The organism is Azospira sp. MPR-LB4, from assembly GCF_058809525.1.
Map to the genome: position 1 here is coordinate 920,525 of NZ_CM179521.1, position 18,476 is coordinate 939,000.

At 61.5% G+C, this 18,476-nt stretch carries 19 protein-coding genes and 1 tRNA gene; all 20 read right to left on the reverse strand.

Annotated features, from left to right (window positions below; all coding sequences use genetic code 11):
• Positions 1 to 50: 50 nt before the first annotated feature.
• Positions 51 to 620, reverse strand: a complete 570-nt coding sequence (locus AC3QLZ_RS04170; protein WP_014238051.1) for an NUDIX domain-containing protein — start codon at positions 618 to 620, stop codon at positions 51 to 53.
• A gap of 85 nt (positions 621 to 705) precedes the next feature.
• Complete coding sequence (gene nuoN, locus AC3QLZ_RS04175; protein ID WP_014238052.1) at positions 706 to 2,184, reverse strand: NADH-quinone oxidoreductase subunit NuoN; 1,479 nt, start codon at positions 2,182 to 2,184, stop codon at positions 706 to 708.
• A gap of 11 nt (positions 2,185 to 2,195) precedes the next feature.
• Entirely contained in the window at positions 2,196 to 3,677 is a 1,482-nt protein-coding gene (locus AC3QLZ_RS04180) for an NADH-quinone oxidoreductase subunit M (protein ID WP_014238053.1), read from the reverse strand.
• A gap of 20 nt (positions 3,678 to 3,697) precedes the next feature.
• Complete coding sequence (gene nuoL, locus AC3QLZ_RS04185; RefSeq protein WP_492783389.1) at positions 3,698 to 5,722, reverse strand: NADH-quinone oxidoreductase subunit L; 2,025 nt, start codon at positions 5,720 to 5,722, stop codon at positions 3,698 to 3,700.
• Between the two features lie 6 nt (positions 5,723 to 5,728).
• Positions 5,729 to 6,034, reverse strand: coding sequence for an NADH-quinone oxidoreductase subunit NuoK (nuoK, locus tag AC3QLZ_RS04190; RefSeq protein ID WP_014238055.1), 306 nt, complete (start codon positions 6,032 to 6,034; stop codon positions 5,729 to 5,731).
• A gap of 54 nt (positions 6,035 to 6,088) precedes the next feature.
• Positions 6,089 to 6,691, reverse strand: a complete 603-nt coding sequence (locus tag AC3QLZ_RS04195; RefSeq protein ID WP_014238056.1) for an NADH-quinone oxidoreductase subunit J — start codon at positions 6,689 to 6,691, stop codon at positions 6,089 to 6,091.
• An 11-nt stretch (positions 6,692 to 6,702) separates the two neighbouring features.
• Positions 6,703 to 7,191 (reverse strand): NADH-quinone oxidoreductase subunit NuoI, encoded by a 489-nt coding sequence (nuoI, locus tag AC3QLZ_RS04200; protein ID WP_014238057.1) that lies wholly within the window; start codon positions 7,189 to 7,191, stop codon positions 6,703 to 6,705.
• A 10-nt stretch (positions 7,192 to 7,201) separates the two neighbouring features.
• Positions 7,202 to 8,251, reverse strand: a complete 1,050-nt coding sequence (gene nuoH, locus AC3QLZ_RS04205; protein WP_043799532.1) for an NADH-quinone oxidoreductase subunit NuoH — start codon at positions 8,249 to 8,251, stop codon at positions 7,202 to 7,204.
• On the reverse strand, positions 8,251 to 10,581 hold the full coding sequence (gene nuoG / locus AC3QLZ_RS04210) for an NADH-quinone oxidoreductase subunit NuoG (RefSeq protein WP_287873723.1): 2,331 nt from the start codon (positions 10,579 to 10,581) through the stop codon (positions 8,251 to 8,253). The genes nuoH and nuoG overlap by 1 nt, the downstream gene beginning before the upstream one ends.
• A gap of 12 nt (positions 10,582 to 10,593) precedes the next feature.
• Positions 10,594 to 11,922 (reverse strand): NADH-quinone oxidoreductase subunit NuoF, encoded by a 1,329-nt coding sequence (gene nuoF / locus AC3QLZ_RS04215; protein WP_014238060.1) that lies wholly within the window; start codon positions 11,920 to 11,922, stop codon positions 10,594 to 10,596.
• The gene (gene nuoE, locus AC3QLZ_RS04220; RefSeq protein WP_014238061.1) at positions 11,922 to 12,395 is read right to left on the reverse strand and encodes an NADH-quinone oxidoreductase subunit NuoE; all 474 of its coding nucleotides are present in this window, start codon (positions 12,393 to 12,395) and stop codon (positions 11,922 to 11,924) included. The genes nuoF and nuoE overlap by 1 nt, the downstream gene beginning before the upstream one ends.
• Positions 12,395 to 13,648, reverse strand: coding sequence for an NADH-quinone oxidoreductase subunit D (locus tag AC3QLZ_RS04225; protein ID WP_014238062.1), 1,254 nt, complete (start codon positions 13,646 to 13,648; stop codon positions 12,395 to 12,397). The genes nuoE and AC3QLZ_RS04225 overlap by 1 nt, the downstream gene beginning before the upstream one ends.
• A 1-nt stretch (position 13,649) precedes the next feature.
• Complete coding sequence (locus tag AC3QLZ_RS04230; protein ID WP_130458756.1) at positions 13,650 to 14,243, reverse strand: NADH-quinone oxidoreductase subunit C; 594 nt, start codon at positions 14,241 to 14,243, stop codon at positions 13,650 to 13,652.
• Between the two features lie 15 nt (positions 14,244 to 14,258).
• The gene (locus AC3QLZ_RS04235; RefSeq protein WP_014238064.1) at positions 14,259 to 14,735 is read right to left on the reverse strand and encodes a NuoB/complex I 20 kDa subunit family protein; all 477 of its coding nucleotides are present in this window, start codon (positions 14,733 to 14,735) and stop codon (positions 14,259 to 14,261) included.
• A 4-nt stretch (positions 14,736 to 14,739) separates the two neighbouring features.
• Positions 14,740 to 15,114: an NADH-quinone oxidoreductase subunit A gene (locus AC3QLZ_RS04240; protein ID WP_014238065.1), complete on the reverse strand. Its 375-nt coding sequence runs from the start codon at positions 15,112 to 15,114 to the stop codon at positions 14,740 to 14,742.
• 70 nt (positions 15,115 to 15,184) lie between these two features.
• Positions 15,185 to 15,269: transfer RNA gene (locus tag AC3QLZ_RS04245), tRNA-Leu, on the reverse strand.
• Between the two features lie 65 nt (positions 15,270 to 15,334).
• Complete coding sequence (secG, locus tag AC3QLZ_RS04250; RefSeq protein ID WP_130458757.1) at positions 15,335 to 15,724, reverse strand: preprotein translocase subunit SecG; 390 nt, start codon at positions 15,722 to 15,724, stop codon at positions 15,335 to 15,337.
• Positions 15,725 to 15,736: 12 nt separating this feature from the next.
• Positions 15,737 to 16,495, reverse strand: coding sequence for a triose-phosphate isomerase (gene tpiA / locus AC3QLZ_RS04255; protein WP_205229862.1), 759 nt, complete (start codon positions 16,493 to 16,495; stop codon positions 15,737 to 15,739).
• 195 nt (positions 16,496 to 16,690) lie between these two features.
• On the reverse strand, positions 16,691 to 17,467 hold the full coding sequence (gene pstB, locus AC3QLZ_RS04260) for a phosphate ABC transporter ATP-binding protein PstB (RefSeq protein WP_014238067.1): 777 nt from the start codon (positions 17,465 to 17,467) through the stop codon (positions 16,691 to 16,693).
• Positions 17,468 to 17,536: 69 nt separating this feature from the next.
• A complete protein-coding gene (pstA, locus tag AC3QLZ_RS04265) occupies positions 17,537 to 18,475 on the reverse strand; it encodes a phosphate ABC transporter permease PstA (RefSeq protein ID WP_130458759.1) in 939 nt (312 codons plus the stop codon).
• Position 18,476 lies beyond the last annotated feature (1 nt).

Below are 18,476 nucleotides of genomic sequence, written 5' to 3' on the forward strand. Positions count from 1 at the left end.
TATCAAGCAAAAGGCCCGCAATTGCGGGCCTTTTGCTTTGGTGACCTGGATCACCAGCCTTCCTGCAGCACCTTTTCCGCCCAATAGAGGGCGGTGATGGTCTTGGCATCGGTCAGGCGCCCGTCGCGGATGGCGGCGGCAGCCTCCTCCAGGGACATTTCGATCACCTCCAGGTGCTCGCCGTGATCCAACTGGGGAGCCGACTCCCGGGTCAGTTCCCGGGCCAGGAATATCTCGATGCGCTCGTTGGAGTAGCCGATGCAGGGATGCATGACCCCCAGATAGCGCCATTGACCCGCGGCATGGCCGGTTTCCTCACGCAGTTCGCGGATGGCGGTCTTCAGTATTTCCTCCCCCGGATCGATCTTGCCGGCAGGCAGTTCGAGGAACACCTGCCCCACCGGGTGGCGGTACTGGCGTTCGAAAAGCAGCTTGCCATTATCGAGCACGGCAATGATCACCACGGCACCGGGATGGACAATGTACTCCCGCACCCCCTCATGGGCGTCCGGCAGACGCACCTGGTCACGGCGAACATCGAGCAGGCGGCCCCGCCAGACCTGCTCGGTACTCAGGGTTTCTTCGACGAGATGGGCATCGGGCTTGGTTTGACGTTCCACGCATGGCTCCGGCAAGGGTTGCAACAAGGAAAAAGAAAACGCCCCGGGGCTGCCGGGGCGTTGCTGAGCGGGGCTGGAAGGCGCCTCAGAGGGAGCGCACCAGGGCCACGGCGCAGAGGTACATCAGGGTCTGGGGGAACAGACCCAGCAGGGCCACGGCCAGGCCGTTGGCGGACAGCAGCAGCTTGGTGTCGAAGCCGGCGGCGATGGGGGTTTCGTCCAGGGGAGCATCGAAGTACATCAGCTTCACCACCCGCAGGTAGTAGAAGGCGCCGATCAGGGAGAACAGCACGGCGGCGATAGCCAGCCACATGTAGCCGGCGGCGACGACCGCCTGCAGCACGGCGAACTTGGCGAAGAAACCGACGAAGAACGGGATGCCGGCCATGGACAGCATCACCACCATCATCATGCTGGCGAACCAGGGGCTGCGCTTGTTCAGACCCTTGAAATCGTCCAGGGAGTCGGCCTCGAAACCGGCCCGGGCCAGCAGCAGGATCATGCCGAAGCCGGCCACGCTGGTGATGACGTAGGCCACCATGTAGAACATGGAGGAGCTGTAGGCATTCAGGGCGAAACGGGCATCGCCGCCGACCACGCCGGAAACCATGCCGAGCAGCATGAAGCCCATGTGGGAGATGGCGGAATAGGCCAGCATGCGCTTGATGTTGGTCTGGGCGATGGCAGCCAGGTTACCGATGGCCATGGACAGCACGGCCAGGATCATCAGCATCTGCTGCCAGTCGGGCGCCAGGAAGAACAGACCGTTGACCAGCAGGCGGATGACCATGGCGAAGGCGGCCAGCTTGGGAGCGGAGGCAATGAACAGGGTCACCGGGGTGGGAGCGCCGTGATAGACGTCCGGAATCCACATGTGGAAGGGAACCACGCCCAGCTTGAAGGCGATGCCGGCCACCAGGAACACCAGGCCGAAGACCAGGATGGTTTTGTTGACCGCGCCCTGGGCCAGGGCCTGGGCCACCTGGGTGATTTCCAGGGTGCCGGTGGCGCCGTAGACCATGGAGATGCCGTACAGCAGCAGGCCGGAGGCCAGGGCGCCGAGCACGAAGTACTTCATGGCGGCTTCGGTGGCCTGGGTCGAATCCCGGTTCAGGGCGACCATGGCGTAGACCGACAGGGACATCATTTCCAGGCCCAGGTACAGGGTCAGCAGATGGTTGGCGGAAATCATCACCATCATGCCCAGGGTCGCCAGCAGCACCAGGACGTAGAACTCGCCCTTGGCCATGGAGACCCGCTCGGCGATGTAGCCGCGGGCATAGAAGAGCACCACGATGACCGTGAGGTCGAGGAACAGCTTCAGCAGGTCCGCCATCAGGTCATCGACGAACATGTTGGAGAAGGTATAGGTGATCTCCCCCGTGCTGGTCATGTAGGTGATGGCGGCGCAACCGACCAGGGTCAGCTGGGTCAGCGCAAAGGTCAGGGTGCGGGCCTTGCTCTTGACGAACAGGTCCACAATGAGGATCACGCAGGCCATGGCCAGGATGAAGAGTTCCGGCGCTGCCGGCAGCAGGTCGGGAATAACGAAATTCGTCAGCATGGCGGCTTCCATTATTGGAGTTTGCTCTGGGCCACGTGCTGCAGCAGGTCATTGACCGACGCATGCATCACTTCGGTGAAAGGCAGGGGATACAGGCCCATGCCCAGGACGCACAGGGCCAGGATGGCGAGGAAGAAGAATTCCCGTGCATTGATGTCTTCCAGTTCGGCCACGTGGCTGTTGGCGACGGCGCCGAAAACCACCCGCTTGTACATCCAGAGGGTGTAGGCAGCGCCAACGATCATGGTGGTAGCGGCAGCGAAAGCAACCCAGAAGTTGTACTCGACGGCCCCCAGGATCACCATGAACTCGCCGACGAAGCCGGAGGTGGCAGGCAGGCCGGCGTTGGCCATGGAGAAGAGCATGAAGAAGGCGGCAAACTTGGGCATGGTGTTCACCACGCCGCCGTAATCGGCGATCTGGCGGCTGTGCATTCGGTCATACAGCACGCCGATGCAAAGGAACATGGCGCCGGAAACGAAGCCGTGGGAAATCATCTGCACCAGCGCACCCTCGACGCCCAGGGGGTTGAGCATGAAGAAGCCCAGGGTGACGAAGCCCATGTGGGCGATGGAGGAGTAGGCCACCAGCTTCTTCATGTCGGCCTGCACCAGGGCAACGAAACCGATGTAGATGACGGCAATGAGGGACAGGCCGATCATCAGGCCGGACAGCTCATGGGATGCGTCGGGAGCGATGGGCAGGGAGAAGCGCAGGAAACCGTAGGCACCGAGCTTCAGGGCAATGGCGGCCAGCACCACGGAACCGCCGGTAGGTGCTTCCACGTGGGCATCGGGCAGCCAGGTGTGCACCGGCCACATCGGCACCTTGACGGCGAAGGCCACCAGGAAAGCCAGGAACAGCCAGATCTGGGTGGTCAGATCCAGGGGCAGCTGATGCCAGTCCTGGATGGAGAAGGAACCGCCGGACTGGAAGAAGAGATAGATCAGGGCGATCAGGAACAGCAGGGAGCCCATCAGGGTGTAGAGGAAGAACTTGATGGCGGCGTAAACCCGGTTGGGGCCGCCCCACATGCCGATGATCAGGTACAGGGGAATCAGGCTGGCTTCGAAGAAGACGTAGAACAGCACGCCGTCCAGAGCACAGAAGATGCCGTTGAGCAGACCGGACATGATCAGGAACGCGGCGTTGTACTGGGCCACCCGCTGCTCGATCACCTTCCAGCCGGCCAGCACCACCAGAATGGTGATGAAGGCGTTGAGGATGACGAAGGGCATGGAAATGCCGTCCACCCCCAGGTGGTAGTTGATGTTGAAGGGGGCGATCCAGGAGGCCTGTTCGACGAACTGCATGGCACTGGTGGCCTTGTCGAAACCGGTATAGAGCGGCAGGGTCACCAGCAGACCCAGGACGGCTCCGAGCAGGGCCAGGCCGCGGGCCAGGGGCGCGTTGCGGTCGGAGCCGGTGAACAACACCACCAGACCGGCCACAATCGGGGTCCAGATGGCGAGAGAGAGCAAGTAACCAGACATATTGATCCCAGTCTTCTAGCTTAGGCGCGGTTAAACCAGAGGGTCAGCAGCACGAACACGCCGATGATCATGGTGAAGGCATAGTGGTAGATGTAGCCGGACTGGAAGAAACGGACCACGGAAGCGATCGCTCCCACCAGACGGGCGGAACCATTCACCAGCAGACCGTCGATCAGCGCCACATCGCCGCCTTTCCACAGGCCGCGGCCCAGGAGGCGGGCACCGCCGGCAAAGACCATTTCGTTGAACTTGTCGAAGTAGTACTTGTTGTCCAGCAGGGTGTAGATACCGGAGAAACGGGCCTTGATGGCAGCCGGGATGTCGGGGCGCTTCATGTAGAAGAACCAGGACAGGGCAACGCCGGAGAAGGCCAGCCAGAACACCGGGGTGGTCACGGCGTGCAGCGCCATGGCGACGGCACCATGGAAGTGGTGGTGCAGGGCTTCCATCACCGGGTGGGCCTCTTCATTGACGTGGATGACGCCTTTGAAGTAGTCGCCGAAGAGCATGGGCTCGATGGCGATGTAACCGATGATCACGGACGGAATGGCCAGAGCGATCAGGGGCACGGTCACCACCCAGGGGGACTCGTGGGGCTTCTGGCCGGGAGCCAGGCCGTGGTGGTGGTCGTCGGCCGGTTCTTCGTCCTCATGGTCGCCATGATGATCGTGGTGAGCCTTGCCAAAGCGTTCCTCGCCATGGAAGACCAGGAAATACATGCGGAAGGAATAGAAGGCGGTGATGAAGACACCGGCCATGACCGCAAAGTAGGCGTACTTGGCGCCGGCGATGTTGGACAGGGCCACCGCTTCGATGATGGAGTCCTTGGAGTAGAAACCGGCGAAGAAGGGCGTGCCGATGAGGGCCAGGGAACCGATCAGGGACGTGATCCAGGTGATGGGCATGTACTTGCGCAGGCCGCCCATGTTGCGCATGTCCTGGTCGTGGTGCATGCCGATGATGACGGAACCGGCACCGAGGAACAGCAGGGCCTTGAAGAAGGCGTGGGTCATCAGGTGGAAGATGGCCACGGAGTAGGCGGAAGCGCCCAGGGCCACGGTCATGTAACCCAGCTGGGACAGGGTGGAATAGGCCACCACGCGCTTGATGTCGTTCTGGATGATGCCGAGGAAGCCCATGAACAGGGCGGTGGTGGCACCGATCACCAGGACGAAGGACAGGGCCGTGTCGGACAGTTCAAACAGCGGGGACATGCGGGCCACCATGAAGATGCCGGCAGTCACCATGGTCGCCGCGTGGATCAGGGCGGAGATGGGGGTCGGGCCTTCCATGGAATCGGGCAGCCACACGTGCAGCGGCACCTGGGCGGATTTGCCCATGGCGCCGATGAACAGGCAGATGCAGGCAACGGTCATGAGGGACCAGTCGGCGGAACCCCAGATGTTGATGGTCTTGTTAGCCAGTTCAGGTGCCTTGGCGAACACGGTGGCGTAGTCCAGGCTGCCGAAATGGGCCAGCACCAGGCCGATGCCGAGGATGAAACCGAAGTCGCCGACCCGGTTCACCAGGAAGGCCTTCATGTTGGCGAAAATGGCGGTGGGGCGGGTGTACCAGAAGCCGATCAGCAGGTAGGAAACCAGGCCCACGGCTTCCCAGCCGAAGAAGAGCTGCATGAAGTTGTTGCTCATCACCAGCATCAGCATGGAGAAGGTGAACAACGAGATGTAGCTGAAGAAGCGGTTGTAGCCGGGGTCTTCCTTCATGTAACCGATGGTGTAGAGGTGCACCATCAGGGAGACGGAAGTCACCACCAGCATCATGGTCACGGTCAGCTTGTCGATCAGGAAACCGACTTCGAACTTGTATTTGCCACTGGCCAGCCACTGATAGACGGTGCCGTCGAAACGGCCACCCGCCAGCACATCCTGGAAGATGACGATGGAGGTGATGAACGCCACGGCCACCCCCAGGATGGTGGCCGTATGGGCCAGCCAGCGGGGAATGACGCGGCAGAACAGGCCGGCGACGATGGCACCCGCCAGGGGGGCCAGGGGAACCAGCAGATAGAGGCTCTTCATATCCATAGATGCTTAACCCTTCAGGCTGTCCAGATCATCCACATGGATGGTGCGCAGATTGCGGAACAGCACCACCAGGATGGCGAGGCCGATTGCAGATTCGGCCGCGGCGACGACGAGGATGAAGAAAACGGCGAGTTGCCCGGCCAGATCCTGCATGTAATGGGAGAACGCGATGAAATTCATGTTCACCGCCAGCAGCATCAGTTCGATCGCCATGAGCAGCACGATCAGGTTCTTCCGGTTAAGGAAGATACCGAGCACGCTGATGGCGAAGAGAATCGCGCCAAGCACGAGGAAATGCGACAGAGTAAGCAAGGGGCCTCCCTTATCCTTCTTCAGCAGACTGCGGCCAGGCCGCAGCCACGTTGTTTAGTCCTGTTTTTCGGCCGGCATCTGCAAAACGCGGATGCGGTCGGCTGCCTTCACGAACACCTGCTTGGCAGGATCGGTGTACTTGGTCTTCTTGGCGCCCCGATGGGTCAGGACGATGGCGGCGATCAGGGCCACCAGCAGAATCACCGACGCCAGTTCGAAGGGATAGACGTACTCGGTGAAGAGCAGACGCCCCAGTTCCTTGACGTTGGAAACACCGGCGGCAGTCTGGGGCACCTGGGCTTCGGCAGCGCCGAGGTACTGGCTACCCAGGATGGCGCCCATTTCCACGACCATCAGCAGGCCGACCACGGCCCCCAGGGGCAGGTAGTTCCAGAAGCCCTCGCGAATGCGGTCGATGTTGATGTCCAGCATCATGACGACGAAGAGGAACAGCACCATCACCGCGCCGACATAGACCAGAACGATGGAGATGGCGAGGAACTCGGCCTGCAGCAGCGCCCATACGCCACCGGCACTGAAGAAGGACAGCACCAGATGCAGGGCGGCATGGACCGGGTTACGGGCAGTGATCACCCGCAGGGCGGCGTAAACCAGGATCGCCGACAGGAAGTAGAAAACGACAGTCTTGAATTCCATTTCAGGTCCCGTCAGCGGAATTTGGCATCGGCTTCACGGTCAGCGGCGATCTGCGCTTCGTAGCGGTCGCCGTTGGCCAGGAGCATCTGCTTGGTGTAGTAGAGATCGCCGCGCTTTTCGCCGTGATACTCGAAAATGCGGGTTTCGACGATGGCATCGACCGGGCAGGCTTCTTCGCAGAAACCGCAGAAGATGCACTTGGTCAGGTCGATGTCGTAGCGCGTGGTGCGACGGGAACCATCATCCCGCTGGGCCGCTTCAATGGTGATGGCCATCGCCGGACAGACCGCTTCACACAGCTTGCAGGCGATGCAGCGCTCTTCCCCGTTGGGGTAGCGACGCAGGGCATGCAGGCCACGGAAGCGCGCACTTTGCGGAGTTTTTTCTTCCGGATACTGAACGGTGATCTTGCGGGCAAAGAAATAGCGCCCGGTAACGCTCATACCCTGGAACAGTTCCTTGAGGAACAGGCTCTTAACAATATCTTTCATGGCACCCATGGTGTAATCCTCACTTCCAGATGTTCAGGGGCGACATCATCCAGACGCCGACCACGGTGAACCACACCAGGCTAACCGGAATGAACACCTTCCAGCCCAGACGCATGATCTGGTCGAAACGGTAGCGCGGGAAGGTGGCACGGAACCAGAGGAACAGGAACAGCACGAAGGACATCTTCGCGGCCAGCCAGAAGAAGCCGTCGGGCAGGAATCCCACCGGAGACAGCCAGCCGCCCAGGAACAGCAGGGAGGTCAGAGCTGCAATCAGGATCATATTGGCGTATTCGGCCAGGAAGAACAGGGCGAACGCCATGCCGGAGTATTCCACCATGTGGCCGGCCACAATTTCGGATTCACCTTCCACCACGTCGAACGGGGCCCGGTTGGTTTCAGCCACACCGGAGACCAGGTAGACAATGAACATGGGCAGCAGGGGCAGCCAGTTCCAGGAAAGGAAGGTCAGGCCCATGCCGGCGAAGATGCCGTGATCCTGGGCCCGCACGATTTCGGTGAGGTTCAGGCTGTTGGACACCATCAGCACGGTCACCAGGGCAAAGCCCATGGAGATTTCGTAGGACACCATCTGGGCCGCGGAACGCATGGCACCGAGGAAGGCGTACTTGGAGTTGGAAGCCCAACCGGCCAGGATGATGCCGTAGACGCCCATGGAGGCGATGGCCATGATGTAGAGCAGGCTGGCATCGATATTGGCCACACCCAGGCCGTCGGCAAAGGGCACCACTGCCCAGGCTGCCAGCGCCGGAGCGATGGCCAGGCCGGGAGCAATCAGATAGACCCACTTGTCGGCACCGGACGGAACGATGATTTCCTTCAGCAACAGCTTGAGGCCGTCGGCGATCGGCTGGATCAGGCCCAAGGGACCGACCCGGTTGGGACCGATCCGCACGTGCATGTAGGCAATGACCTTGCGCTCGAAGTAGGTCAGGTAGGCCACACCCAGCAGCAGGGGGGCAACCACGGCGACGATCTTGAGCAGGTTCCAGACCACCGGCCAGGCAGGGCCGAAAACGCCCTGAATGAATTGCTGCAGCATATCCATCATGCACGCTCCACGGTGATGGTGCCGAACAGGTCACCCAAGGCCGCAGTGGCGGCATGGGCGGCGGGAACCCGCACGCAACCGGCAGGAGTCCCTTCGTCCAGCTTCAGGGTCAGGGTGGCAGTACCGTCGCCCTGGCGCACACGAACCTGGGCGCCCTCTTCCAGACCCAACTGGGCTGCCGTGGCGCCGTTGATGCGGGCCATGGGGGCCTGCCCGTCACGGGTGCGCAACAGGGAAGGCGCGCGACGCACCAGGGTGTCGGCGAAGTGGATGGGCACATCGCCCACCCGCTGCAGACCGGCAGGGGCCGGGGCCAGTGCCACATTCACACCGCTGATGCCGTTATCGAGGCCGGCGGCGAATTCGGTGCCCTGCCCCAGCAACTCGTCGCGCACTGCTTCGGCGCTTTCGTAATCGAAGCCGGACAGGTTGAGCACATTACCCAGGACGCGGAAGATCTTCCAGGCCGGACGGGCTTCGCCCAGGGGCCGCACCACACCGTTGAAGCTCTGCACGCGGCCTTCGGCATTGACGAAGGTACCGGCAGTTTCGGTGAAGGGGGCAACGGGCAGCATCACATCGGCGTACTCCAGGGCCGGCGCGTGCTTGAAGGCGGACATGAACACCACCAGCTTGGCCTGCTTGAGGGCAGCCAGGGTCTGCTGGGCATTGGCAAAGTCGAACTCGGGCTCGGCATTCAGCAGCAGATAGCCCTGGCGGGGCTGTTCCAGCATGGTGCGGGCATTGAGCTTGCCCGGCAGAGCGCCGGCCACATAACCGCCGACGCTGTTGGCAGCCTCGCCGATGAAGCCGACGGTGGCGCCGGTGATCTTGCCCAGTTCGTTGGCCAGCACCTGCAGCTGGGCGGCGTCGCCGGACTGCTGGGCCACGCTGCCGAGGAACACGGCCTTCTTCTCGCCATCCACCAGGGACTGGGCGATCTTCTGGGCGGTTTCACAGGGATTGAGGCTGTCCAGACCGGCGGGCACTGCCACGCCCTTGATCTGGGCAGCGGCCTTGACCACGGCACCGAGACCGCGGATCAGGTCGGCCGGAGCCAGGGTCAGGCGGGCATGGGTGTTGATCAGCTGGCCATCGCCGGCCACATCGATGAAGCTCACCTTGGTGAACTTCTTGGCGGCCTGGCGCAGGCGCTGGGCAAAGAGGGCGGCATCCTTGCGCAGGAAGGAACCGACCACCAGGGCACCGTCCAGATCCTTGATCTCGGCCAGCTTCAGGCCCAGCCAGGGAGTGCCGGCACGCTTGCCGTCGGCGGAGAAGTCGCGCTGACGCAGGCGGAAGTCCACGTTGTCGCAACCCAGGCCGGCCGCCAGTTTCTTGGCCAGAGCCAGTTCTTCCAGGGTGGCGTGGGGAGACAGCAGGAAGCCCAAGGCATCGCCGCCGAATTCACGGGAGACGTCCTTCAGACCGTGGGCCACGTAGTCCAGGGCCACGTTCCACTCCACTTCCTTCCATTCGCCGCCCTGCTTGACCATGGGCTTGGTCAGGCGCTCTTCGCTGTTCAGGGCTTCGTAGGAGAAACGGTCCTTGTCGGAAATCCAGCACTCGTTCACTTCCTCGTTTTCACGGGGCAGAACGCGCATGACCTTGTTGCCCTTGACCTGGACCACCAGGTTGGCGCCGAGGGAATCGTGGGGGCTGACGGACTTGCGACGCTGCAGTTCCCAAGTGCGGGCGCTGTAGCGGAAAGGCTTGGAGGTCAGGGCACCCACCGGGCACAGGTCGATGGCATTGCCGGACAGCTCGGAATCCACGGTGCGGGCCATGAAAGTGGTGATCTCGGAATGGAAATTCCGGTTCGCCATGCCCAGTTCCATGATGCCGGCAATCTCCTGGCCGAAGCGCACGCAACGGGTACAGTGGATGCAACGGCTCATCTCCTCCATGGAGATGAGGGGGCCGATGTCCTTGTGGAACACCACCCGCTTCTCTTCCTGGTAGCGGCTCTTGACGCCGCCGTAGCCCACGGAAAGATCCTGCAGCTGGCATTCGCCGCCCTGGTCGCAGATGGGGCAGTCCAGGGGGTGGTTGATGAGGAGGAATTCCATCACACCCTTCTGGGCCTTGACGGCCAGCTCGGAGTGGGTGAACACCTTCATGCCGTTGGTCACGGGAGTGGCACAGGCCGGCAGCGGCTTGGGCGCCTTCTCCACTTGCACCAGACACATGCGGCAGTTGGCGGCGATGGAAAGCTTCTTGTGGTAGCAGAAGTGCGGAATGTAGACACCCACCTGCTGCGCGGCATCCATCACCGTGCTGCCGTCGGGTACCTCGGCCTTCTTGCCGTCGATTTCGATTTCAAGCATGTCGCTTAAGCCTCAGTTCTGAGCCTTGAAGAACCCGCTACCCGCCCGCTGGACATCCTTGGGCACGAGACAGGTCTTGTGTTCGATGTGGTGCACGAATTCGTCGCGGAAGTGCTTGATGAAGCTCTTCACGGGGAAGGCGGCGGCGTCGCCCAGGGCGCAGATGGTGCGGCCCATGATGCCTTCGCAGACGGAATCGAGCAGATCCAGGTCGTCGGGACGGCCCAGGCCGTGCTCGATGCGGCTCACCACCTTGTACAGCCAGGGGGTGCCTTCACGGCAGGGAGTGCATTGGCCGCAGGACTCTTCGTGATAGAAGAAGGAGAGGCGCTCCAGAGCCTTGACCATGCAGGTGGTCTCGTCCATGACGATGACCGCACCGGAGCCCAGCATGGAGCCGGCCTTGCTGATGGAGTCATAGTCCATGGTGCATTCCATCATCACGTCGCCGGGCAGCACCGGAGCGGAAGAGCCCCCGGGAATCACCGCCTTGAGCTTGCGACCGCCGCGCACGCCGCCGGCCATCTCCAGCAGGGTGCTGAAGGGGGTGCCCAGCGGAATCTCGTAGTTGCCGGGACGATTGACGTGGCCGGAAATGGAGAACAGCTTGGTACCGCCGTTATTGGGCTTGCCCAGGTTGAGGAACTTCTCGCCACCGTCCCGGATGATGAAGGGAATGGAGCCGAAGGTCTCGGTATTGTTGATGGTGGTGGGCTTGCCGTAAAGGCCGAAGGAGGCGGGGAACGGCGGCTTGAAGCGGGGCTGACCCTTCTTGCCTTCGATGGACTCCAGCAGGGCGGTTTCTTCACCGCAGATGTAGGCGCCGTAGCCGTGGTGGGCGAACAGTTCGAAGTTGAAGCCGGAGCCCAGGATGTTCTGGCCGATGAAACCGGCGGCACGGGCTTCGTCCAGGGCATCCTCGAAGCGCTTGTACACTTCCCAGATTTCGCCGTGGATGTAGTTGTAGCCGCGGGTGGCCCCCATGGCGTAGGCGGCGATGGCCATGCCTTCGATCACGGAGTGGGGGTTGTAGCGCAGGATGTCCCGGTCCTTGAAGGTGCCGGGCTCGCCCTCGTCGGAGTTGCAGACCACGTACTTGTCGCCGGGGAAGGAGCGGGGCATGAAGCTCCACTTCAGACCGGTGGGGAAACCGGCGCCGCCCCGTCCGCGCAGGACGGAGGTCTTCACTTCGGCAATGACCTGTTCCTGGGGAATCTTTTCCGCCAGGATTTTCTTCAGGGCCTCGTAGCCGCCGCGGGCCACGTAATCCTTCAGGCTCCAGCCCGCGTCACCGTTCCAGCCGGCGGTCAGGGTGGGGTTGATCGCTCCCAGAATGGCCATTATTTCAACTCCGCCAGCAGTTGGTCGATCTGTTCCGGATTCATGTGGCTGCACATGGACCGGTTATTGACGATCATCACCGGGGCGTCGCCGCAGGCTCCCATGCACTCACCCATGACCAGGGTGAACTTGCCATCGGGAGTGGTCTCGCCGTAGCCGATGCCCAGCTTCTGCTGCAGGTACTCACCGGCGTGTTCGCCGCCGGTCAGGGCGCAGGGCAGATTGGTGCAGACGGTGAGCTTGTACTTGCCCACCGGCTTGCGATCGTACATGTTGTAGAAGGAGGCCACTTCCAGGGCCGCCATGGGCGGCATGCCGAGATAGTTGGCGACGAACTCGATGGTTTCGTCGGCCAGCCAGCCTTTTTCTTCCTGGGCGATCGCCAGAGATGCCATCACCGCCGACTGCTTTTGATCAGCCGGATACTTGGCGACCTCGCGGTCGATCTTCTTGAGGGATTCGGGAGTCAGCATCAGCGGTCAATCTCGCCAAAAACGATGTCCTGGGAGCCGATGATCGTCACCACGTCGGCGATCATGTGGCCCCGTGCCATCTCGTCCATGGCCGCCAGGTGGGCGTAGCCAGGAGCACGGATTTTCATGCGATACGGCTTGTTGGCACCGTCGGAGACGAAATAGATGCCGAACTCGCCCTTGGGATGCTCGACGGCGGCATAGGCCTCGCCTTCGGGCACGTGGATGCCTTCAGTGAAGAGCTTGAAGTGGTGGATCAGCTCTTCCATGTTGGACTTCATGCCTTCGCGGGCCGGCGGTGCAACCTTGTGGTTGTCGGTGATGACCGGACCCGGGTTCTTGCGCAGCCAGTCGATGCACTGCTTGATGATGCGGTTGGACTGGCGCATTTCTTCCATACGCACCAGATAGCGGTCGTAGGAGTCGCCGTTCACGCCGACGGGAATGTCGAAATCCAGATCGGCATAGACTTCGTACGGCTGCTTCTTGCGCAGGTCCCAGGCAATGCCGGAGCCGCGCAGCATGGCGCCGGTGAAGCCGAGCTGCAGGGCGCGCTCGGGGCTGACCACGCCGACGTTCACCAGACGCTGCTTCCAGATCCGGTTGTCGGTAAGGAGGGTGTGGTACTCGTCCAGATAGGTCGGGAAGCGATTGGTGAAGTCTTCCAGGAAATCCAGCAGGGAACCGGTGCGGTTCTCGTTCAGGGTCTTGACCGTGGACGCGCTTTTGAAGCGGTTCTCGGTGTATTGGGGCATGCGGTCCGGCAGGTCGCGATAGACGCCGCCCGGACGGTAGTAGGCTGCGTGCATGCGGGCACCGGAAACGGCCTCGTAGGCATCGACCAGGTCTTCCCGCTCGCGGAAGGTGTACAGCACCATGGCCATGGCACCCACGTCCAGGCCGTGACAGCCGATCCACAGCAGGTGGTTGAGCAGACGGGTGATCTCGTCGAACATCACGCGGATGTACTGGGCACGGACCGGCACCTCGATGCCCAGCAGCTTTTCAACGGCCAGGCAGTAGGCATGCTCGTTGGACATCATGGACACATAGTCCAGACGGTCCATATAGGGCACGGACTGAATCCAGGTGCGGGTTTCCGCCAGCTTCTCGGTAGCCCGGTGCAGCAGGCCGATGTGCGGATCGGCGCGCTGCACGACTTCGCCGTCGAGCTCCAGCACCAGGCGCAGCACACCGTGGGCCGCAGGGTGCTGGGGCCCGAAGTTCATGGTGTAGTTACGAATTTCGGCCATATCAGACGTCCCCGTAATTCTCTTCGCGCACGATGCGCGGCGTGTTTTCGCGCGGTTCGATGGTCACCGGCTGGTAGATCACCCGACCCTGGTCCGGGTCGTAGCGCATTTCGACATAACCGGAAATGGGGAAGTCCTTGCGGAAAGGATGGCCGATGAAGCCGTAATCCGTCAGGATGCGGCGCAGATCTTCGTGACCCGGGAAAACGATGCCGAACAGGTCGAAGGCTTCGCGCTCGAACCAGTTGGCGGAACTCCAGACATTGACGACGGAATCCACCGCGGGGAAGGCATCATCCGGCGCGAAGACACGCACCCGCAGACGCCAGTTCTTGGCCACCGACAACAGGTGGACCACCACCGCGTAGCGCTTGCCGCTCCAGCCGTCGTTGCCGTAGGTGGAGTAATCGACGCCGCACAGGTCGATCAACTCGTCGAAACACAGGGCTTCGGAATCGCGCAACTCCTGCATCACCTGCAGATAATCGGCGGCATCGACTTCGATGGTCGCTTCACCGAGGGCCAGCTTGAGACTCTTGAGGCGCTCACCGAACTGCGCCTGCAGGCTCTGGCCAAGGGTTTCCAGTTTGGACATGGGAACTCTCCAGGATCAGCGGGCGATGGTATTGGTACGGCGGATCTTGTTCTGCAGCTGCACCAGACCGTAAAGCAGGGCTTCAGCGGTCGGGGGGCAGCCCGGAACGTAGATATCCACCGGCACAATGCGGTCACAACCGCGCACCACGGAATAGGAATAATGGTAGTAGCCACCGCCGTTGGCACAGGAACCCATGGAGATGACCCAGCGGGGCTCCGGCATCTGGTCGTAGACCTTGCGCAGGGCGGGAGCCATCTTGTTGGTCAGGGTGCCGGCCACGATCATCACGTCGGACTGACGGGGGCTGGGACGGAAAACGATACCGAAGCGGTCCAGGTCGTAGCGGGAACAGCCGGCGTGGATCATTTCCACGGCGCAGCAGGCTAGACCGAACGTCATGGGCCACAGGGAGCCCGTACGCATGTAGTTGATCAGCTTGTCAGCGGTAGTCGTGACAAAGCCTTCCTGCAGAATACCTTCGATAGCCATACGCTTACTCCCACTCCAGCGCGCCCTTGACCCAGGCGTAGATGTATCCGACCACCAGAATGGCGATAAAAACCATCATTTCGGCGAAACCAAACCACTTCACGGCCTCGGTATTGACGATTTCCTTGAAAATCGTGGCCCAGGGGAAGAGGAAGGCAATTTCCAGGTCGAACAGGATGAAGAGGATGGCGATCAGGTAATACCGCACATCGAACTTCATACGGGCGTCTTCGAAGGCTTCGAAGCCGCATTCGTAGGGGGAGAGCTTTTCAGCGTCGGGACGGTTGGGAGCAATCAGCCAACCAAGGACAATCGGCAGAACACCGATGGCGATGCCGACCAGAATGAATAATAAGATCGGGAAGTAGTTTTCCAGCATGATCCGCCGCGCTATCGCTTCGTTCTGAAGCCCAACGACCCCTGGCGGAACCACTGGACTTCGTTGCAATTGGTGCCGACGGCGAGACTCGAACTCGCACGACTTACGTCACTACCCCCTCAAGATAGCGTGTCTACCAATTTCACCACGTCGGCACTGCCACTCTGGCACGGCAATTCGAGGACTTCTGCTTTCCGTACCAGAGAACCAAACCCAAAAATTACTTGGGAATGTCTTTCGCTTTCGAACCAACTCCAGCATCTGCCGCTGCAGCGGCGGCATCGCCGCCAACCACAGCCGGCGCGCCATTCGGCGCAGAAGCAGGCGCGGATTGTACAGCTTCCTGCATCACACTGCCACTATTTTTCGGCTTGGCCGAAGCAAGATAGGCGAGCGCCAGGCTGGTCGAAAAGAAAACGATCGCGAGGATGGCGGTGGTACGGGACAGGAAGTTGGCAGAACCGGTAGCGCCGAACAAACTGCCGGACGCACCGCTACCAAACGCAGCCCCCATATCGGCACCCTTGCCATGCTGGATCAGGACCAAACCAATGATCCCCAGGGCCGCCAGGATATGCACCACCAACACCACAGAAAACAGGTAATTCATGTCACTCTTTTCTCAAAAGGCAGCCGCACGACAAATGGCCACGAATTCTTCCGCCACCAGGGATGCGCCGCCGACCAAAGCCCCGTCGATATCGGGCATGGCAAACAACTCCGCCGCATTCCCCGCCTTGACGCTGCCACCGTAGAGCACACGCACTCCGGCAGCCACTTCTGCATTTCTTGCCGCCAGTCGGGCACGAATCCCTTCATGCACCGCCTGGGCCTGGGCGGGAGAGGCCGTGAGGCCGGTACCGATGGCCCACACGGGCTCATAGGCAACCACCGCTCCGGCGAAAACCTCAACACCCGCCGCATCCAGGACCGCATCCAGCTGGGCAGCAACCACCTCAGCCGTCTGACCGGACTCCCGCTGAGCCAGGGTTTCACCGACACACAGAATCGGCACCAACCCGCCCGCCAGAGCCTGCTTGAACTTCTTTGCCACTAGCCCGTCATCCTCGCCATAGAGCGCCCGGCGCTCCGAGTGGCCGACGATGACATAGCGACAGCCAAAATCCTTGAGCATTGCCGCACTTACCTCACCGGTAAATGCCCCCGAGACTTGCTCGCTCAGGTTTTGCGCCCCCCAACTCACTTCAGTCTTAGCCAGCTCCTGCTGGGCCTGAGCCAGGTACGGATAGGGAACACAAACGGCACACTCGACCGCAGCGGCAAGCCCCTTCACCCCGGCAACCACACCCTGGAGCAGGGAACGGTTGGCTGCCAAGCCGCCATGCATCTTCCAGTTTCCAACAACCAGTTTTTGGCGCATGACTCAAAGACTCGGATCAGGTGAAGCGCCCCCAAAACGGGAGTGCATAAAACTTTTTAATTATATCTTTTAGAAGACTCCCGGGTCAATGCAAAACCGGAGATACCGGATGCGCCGCAAACCAAGAAAAACGGCCGGGAAGGCCGGCCGTTTCTATGATTTATGGCAAATTCCGCCACTCGCAAAAAAGGACAATCAACCGAAGCGGCCGGTGATGTAGTCCTCGGTCTGCTTCTTCTGGGGCTTGATGAAAATCTGGTCGGTGATGCCGAACTCGATCAACTCCCCCAGGTACATGTAGGCCGTGAAGTCGGAAACCCGTGCCGCCTGCTGCATGTTGTGGGTAACGATGAGGATGGTGACCTTTTCCTTCAGCTCGGACACCAGCTCTTCGATGCTGGCGGTGGCGATGGGGTCCAGGGCGGAAGTAGGCTCGTCGAAGAGCAGTAGTTCGGGATCGGTAGCCAGGGCCCGGGCGATGCACAGGCGCTGCTGCTGGCCGCCGGAAAGATTGAAGGCCAGATCGTCCAGGCGGTCCTTCACCTCGTCCCACAGGGCCGCGCCGCGCAGGGCCTCCTCCACCTTCTCGTCGAGCACGGTGCGCTTCTTCTCGCCGCGCACGCGCAGGCCATAGGCAACGTTCTCGTAGATGGACTTGGGGAAAGGATTGGGTTTCTGGAACACCATGCTGATGCGCATGCGCACTTCGATGGGATCCACCTTCTCGGCCAGCAGGTTGGTCTGGTCAGGGAAGAAGTTGATGGCGCCCTGATAGCGGTTACCCGGGTAGAGGTCGTGCATGCGGTTGAAGCAGCGCAGGAAGGTGGATTTGCCGCAGCCGGAAGGACCGATCAGGGCCGTCACCTTCTTCTCGTAGACCGGCATGTTGAGACCCTTGAGGGCATGGAAACCGCCGTAGAAGAAATTCAGGTCCTTCGCTTCGGCCTTGACGATCGGGGTTGCAGTGGTCATGGATTAATTCCTGTTGGAGCGCCTGTTAAAGGCAGGCACGGTCAATTCGATAGAGGGCGAGGTCCGGCCTTACCACTTGATGTTCTTGCGCAGGCGATAGCGGATCCAGATCGCCAGGGCATTCATGGTCAGGGTCATCAGCACAAGGACGAAGCCGGCAGCGGCCGCATTCTGGTGGAAAGCCTCTTCGGGACGGGAGGTCCAGTTGAACATCTGGATCGGCATCACCGTGAAGGGGGCGAAGACCCAGTCGAAGGGACCGGCCATGGGCTCGCCGGTGAAGGGTGCCGGCGGCAGGAAGGCAATGAAGGTCAGAGCGCCGATGGTGATGATGGGCGCCGTCTCGCCGATGGCCCGGGCCATGCCGATGATGACCCCGGTGAGGATGCCGGCGGAGGAATAGGGCAGGATGTGATCCCGCACCACCTGCCACTGGGTGGCACCGCAACCGTAGGCACCTTCCCGCACATAGATGGGAATGGCGCGGATGGCCTCCCGGGTGGCGACGATGACCACCGGCAGGATCAAAAGAGCCAGGGTCAGGCCGGCGGAGAGGATGCTCTGGCCGAAGCCGAACTGATAGACGAAGATGCCCAGGGCCAGCAGGCCATAGACGATGGAGGGCACGCCGGCCAGGTTGGTGACGTTGATCTCGATGATGTCGGTCATCAGGTTCTTCGGCGCGTATTCCTCCAGGTAGACCCCGGCGGCCACGCCCAGGGGCACGGCGGCCAGGGCGGTGACGATCATCACCAGAGTGGAGCCCACCCAGGCGGAGAGGATGCCCGCCTGCTCCGGACGACGGGAGGGGAAGTTGGTGAAGAAATCCACCGACAGGCGGGGACCGCCTTCCACCACCATCTGGGCGAAGAGGGAAACGAAGGTCAGCACGCCCAGCATCAGGGCGCACAGGCCGAGCAAGGCGAACAGGAGATCCCAGCGCTTGTGGCGCGCGATGATGCGGCGGATTTCCTGCAGACGGGCAGCAACGACAGCGGTATCGCTCATG

Coding starts and splice junctions, on each gene's coding strand:
- nuoI (WP_014238057.1), bottom strand. CDS start 7,191: ATGGGTGCCATGAAAGATATTGTTAAGAGCCTGTTCCTCAAGGAACTG.
- AC3QLZ_RS04230 (WP_130458756.1), bottom strand. CDS start 14,243: ATGTCCAAACTGGAAACCCTTGGCCAGAGCCTGCAGGCGCAGTTCGGT.
- AC3QLZ_RS04195 (WP_014238056.1), bottom strand. CDS start 6,691: ATGGAATTCAAGACTGTCGTTTTCTACTTCCTGTCGGCGATCCTGGTT.
- AC3QLZ_RS04225 (WP_014238062.1), bottom strand. CDS start 13,648: ATGGCCGAAATTCGTAACTACACCATGAACTTCGGGCCCCAGCACCCT.
- nuoF (WP_014238060.1), bottom strand. CDS start 11,922: ATGGCCATTCTGGGAGCGATCAACCCCACCCTGACCGCCGGCTGGAAC.
- nuoE (WP_014238061.1), bottom strand. CDS start 12,395: ATGCTGACTCCCGAATCCCTCAAGAAGATCGACCGCGAGGTCGCCAAG.
- pstB (WP_014238067.1), bottom strand. CDS start 17,467: ATGACCACTGCAACCCCGATCGTCAAGGCCGAAGCGAAGGACCTGAAT.
- AC3QLZ_RS04235 (WP_014238064.1), bottom strand. CDS start 14,735: ATGGCTATCGAAGGTATTCTGCAGGAAGGCTTTGTCACGACTACCGCT.
- nuoL (WP_492783389.1), bottom strand. CDS start 5,722: ATGGATATGAAGAGCCTCTATCTGCTGGTTCCCCTGGCCCCCCTGGCG.
- nuoN (WP_014238052.1), bottom strand. CDS start 2,184: ATGCTGACGAATTTCGTTATTCCCGACCTGCTGCCGGCAGCGCCGGAA.
- tpiA (WP_205229862.1), bottom strand. CDS start 16,495: ATGCGCCAAAAACTGGTTGTTGGAAACTGGAAGATGCATGGCGGCTTG.
- pstA (WP_130458759.1), bottom strand. CDS start 18,475: ATGAGCGATACCGCTGTCGTTGCTGCCCGTCTGCAGGAAATCCGCCGC.
- AC3QLZ_RS04180 (WP_014238053.1), bottom strand. CDS start 3,677: ATGTCTGGTTACTTGCTCTCTCTCGCCATCTGGACCCCGATTGTGGCC.
- nuoH (WP_043799532.1), bottom strand. CDS start 8,251: ATGGATATGCTGCAGCAATTCATTCAGGGCGTTTTCGGCCCTGCCTGG.
- AC3QLZ_RS04240 (WP_014238065.1), bottom strand. CDS start 15,114: ATGCTGGAAAACTACTTCCCGATCTTATTATTCATTCTGGTCGGCATC.
- nuoG (WP_287873723.1), bottom strand. CDS start 10,581: ATGCTTGAAATCGAAATCGACGGCAAGAAGGCCGAGGTACCCGACGGC.
- secG (WP_130458757.1), bottom strand. CDS start 15,724: ATGAATTACCTGTTTTCTGTGGTGTTGGTGGTGCATATCCTGGCGGCC.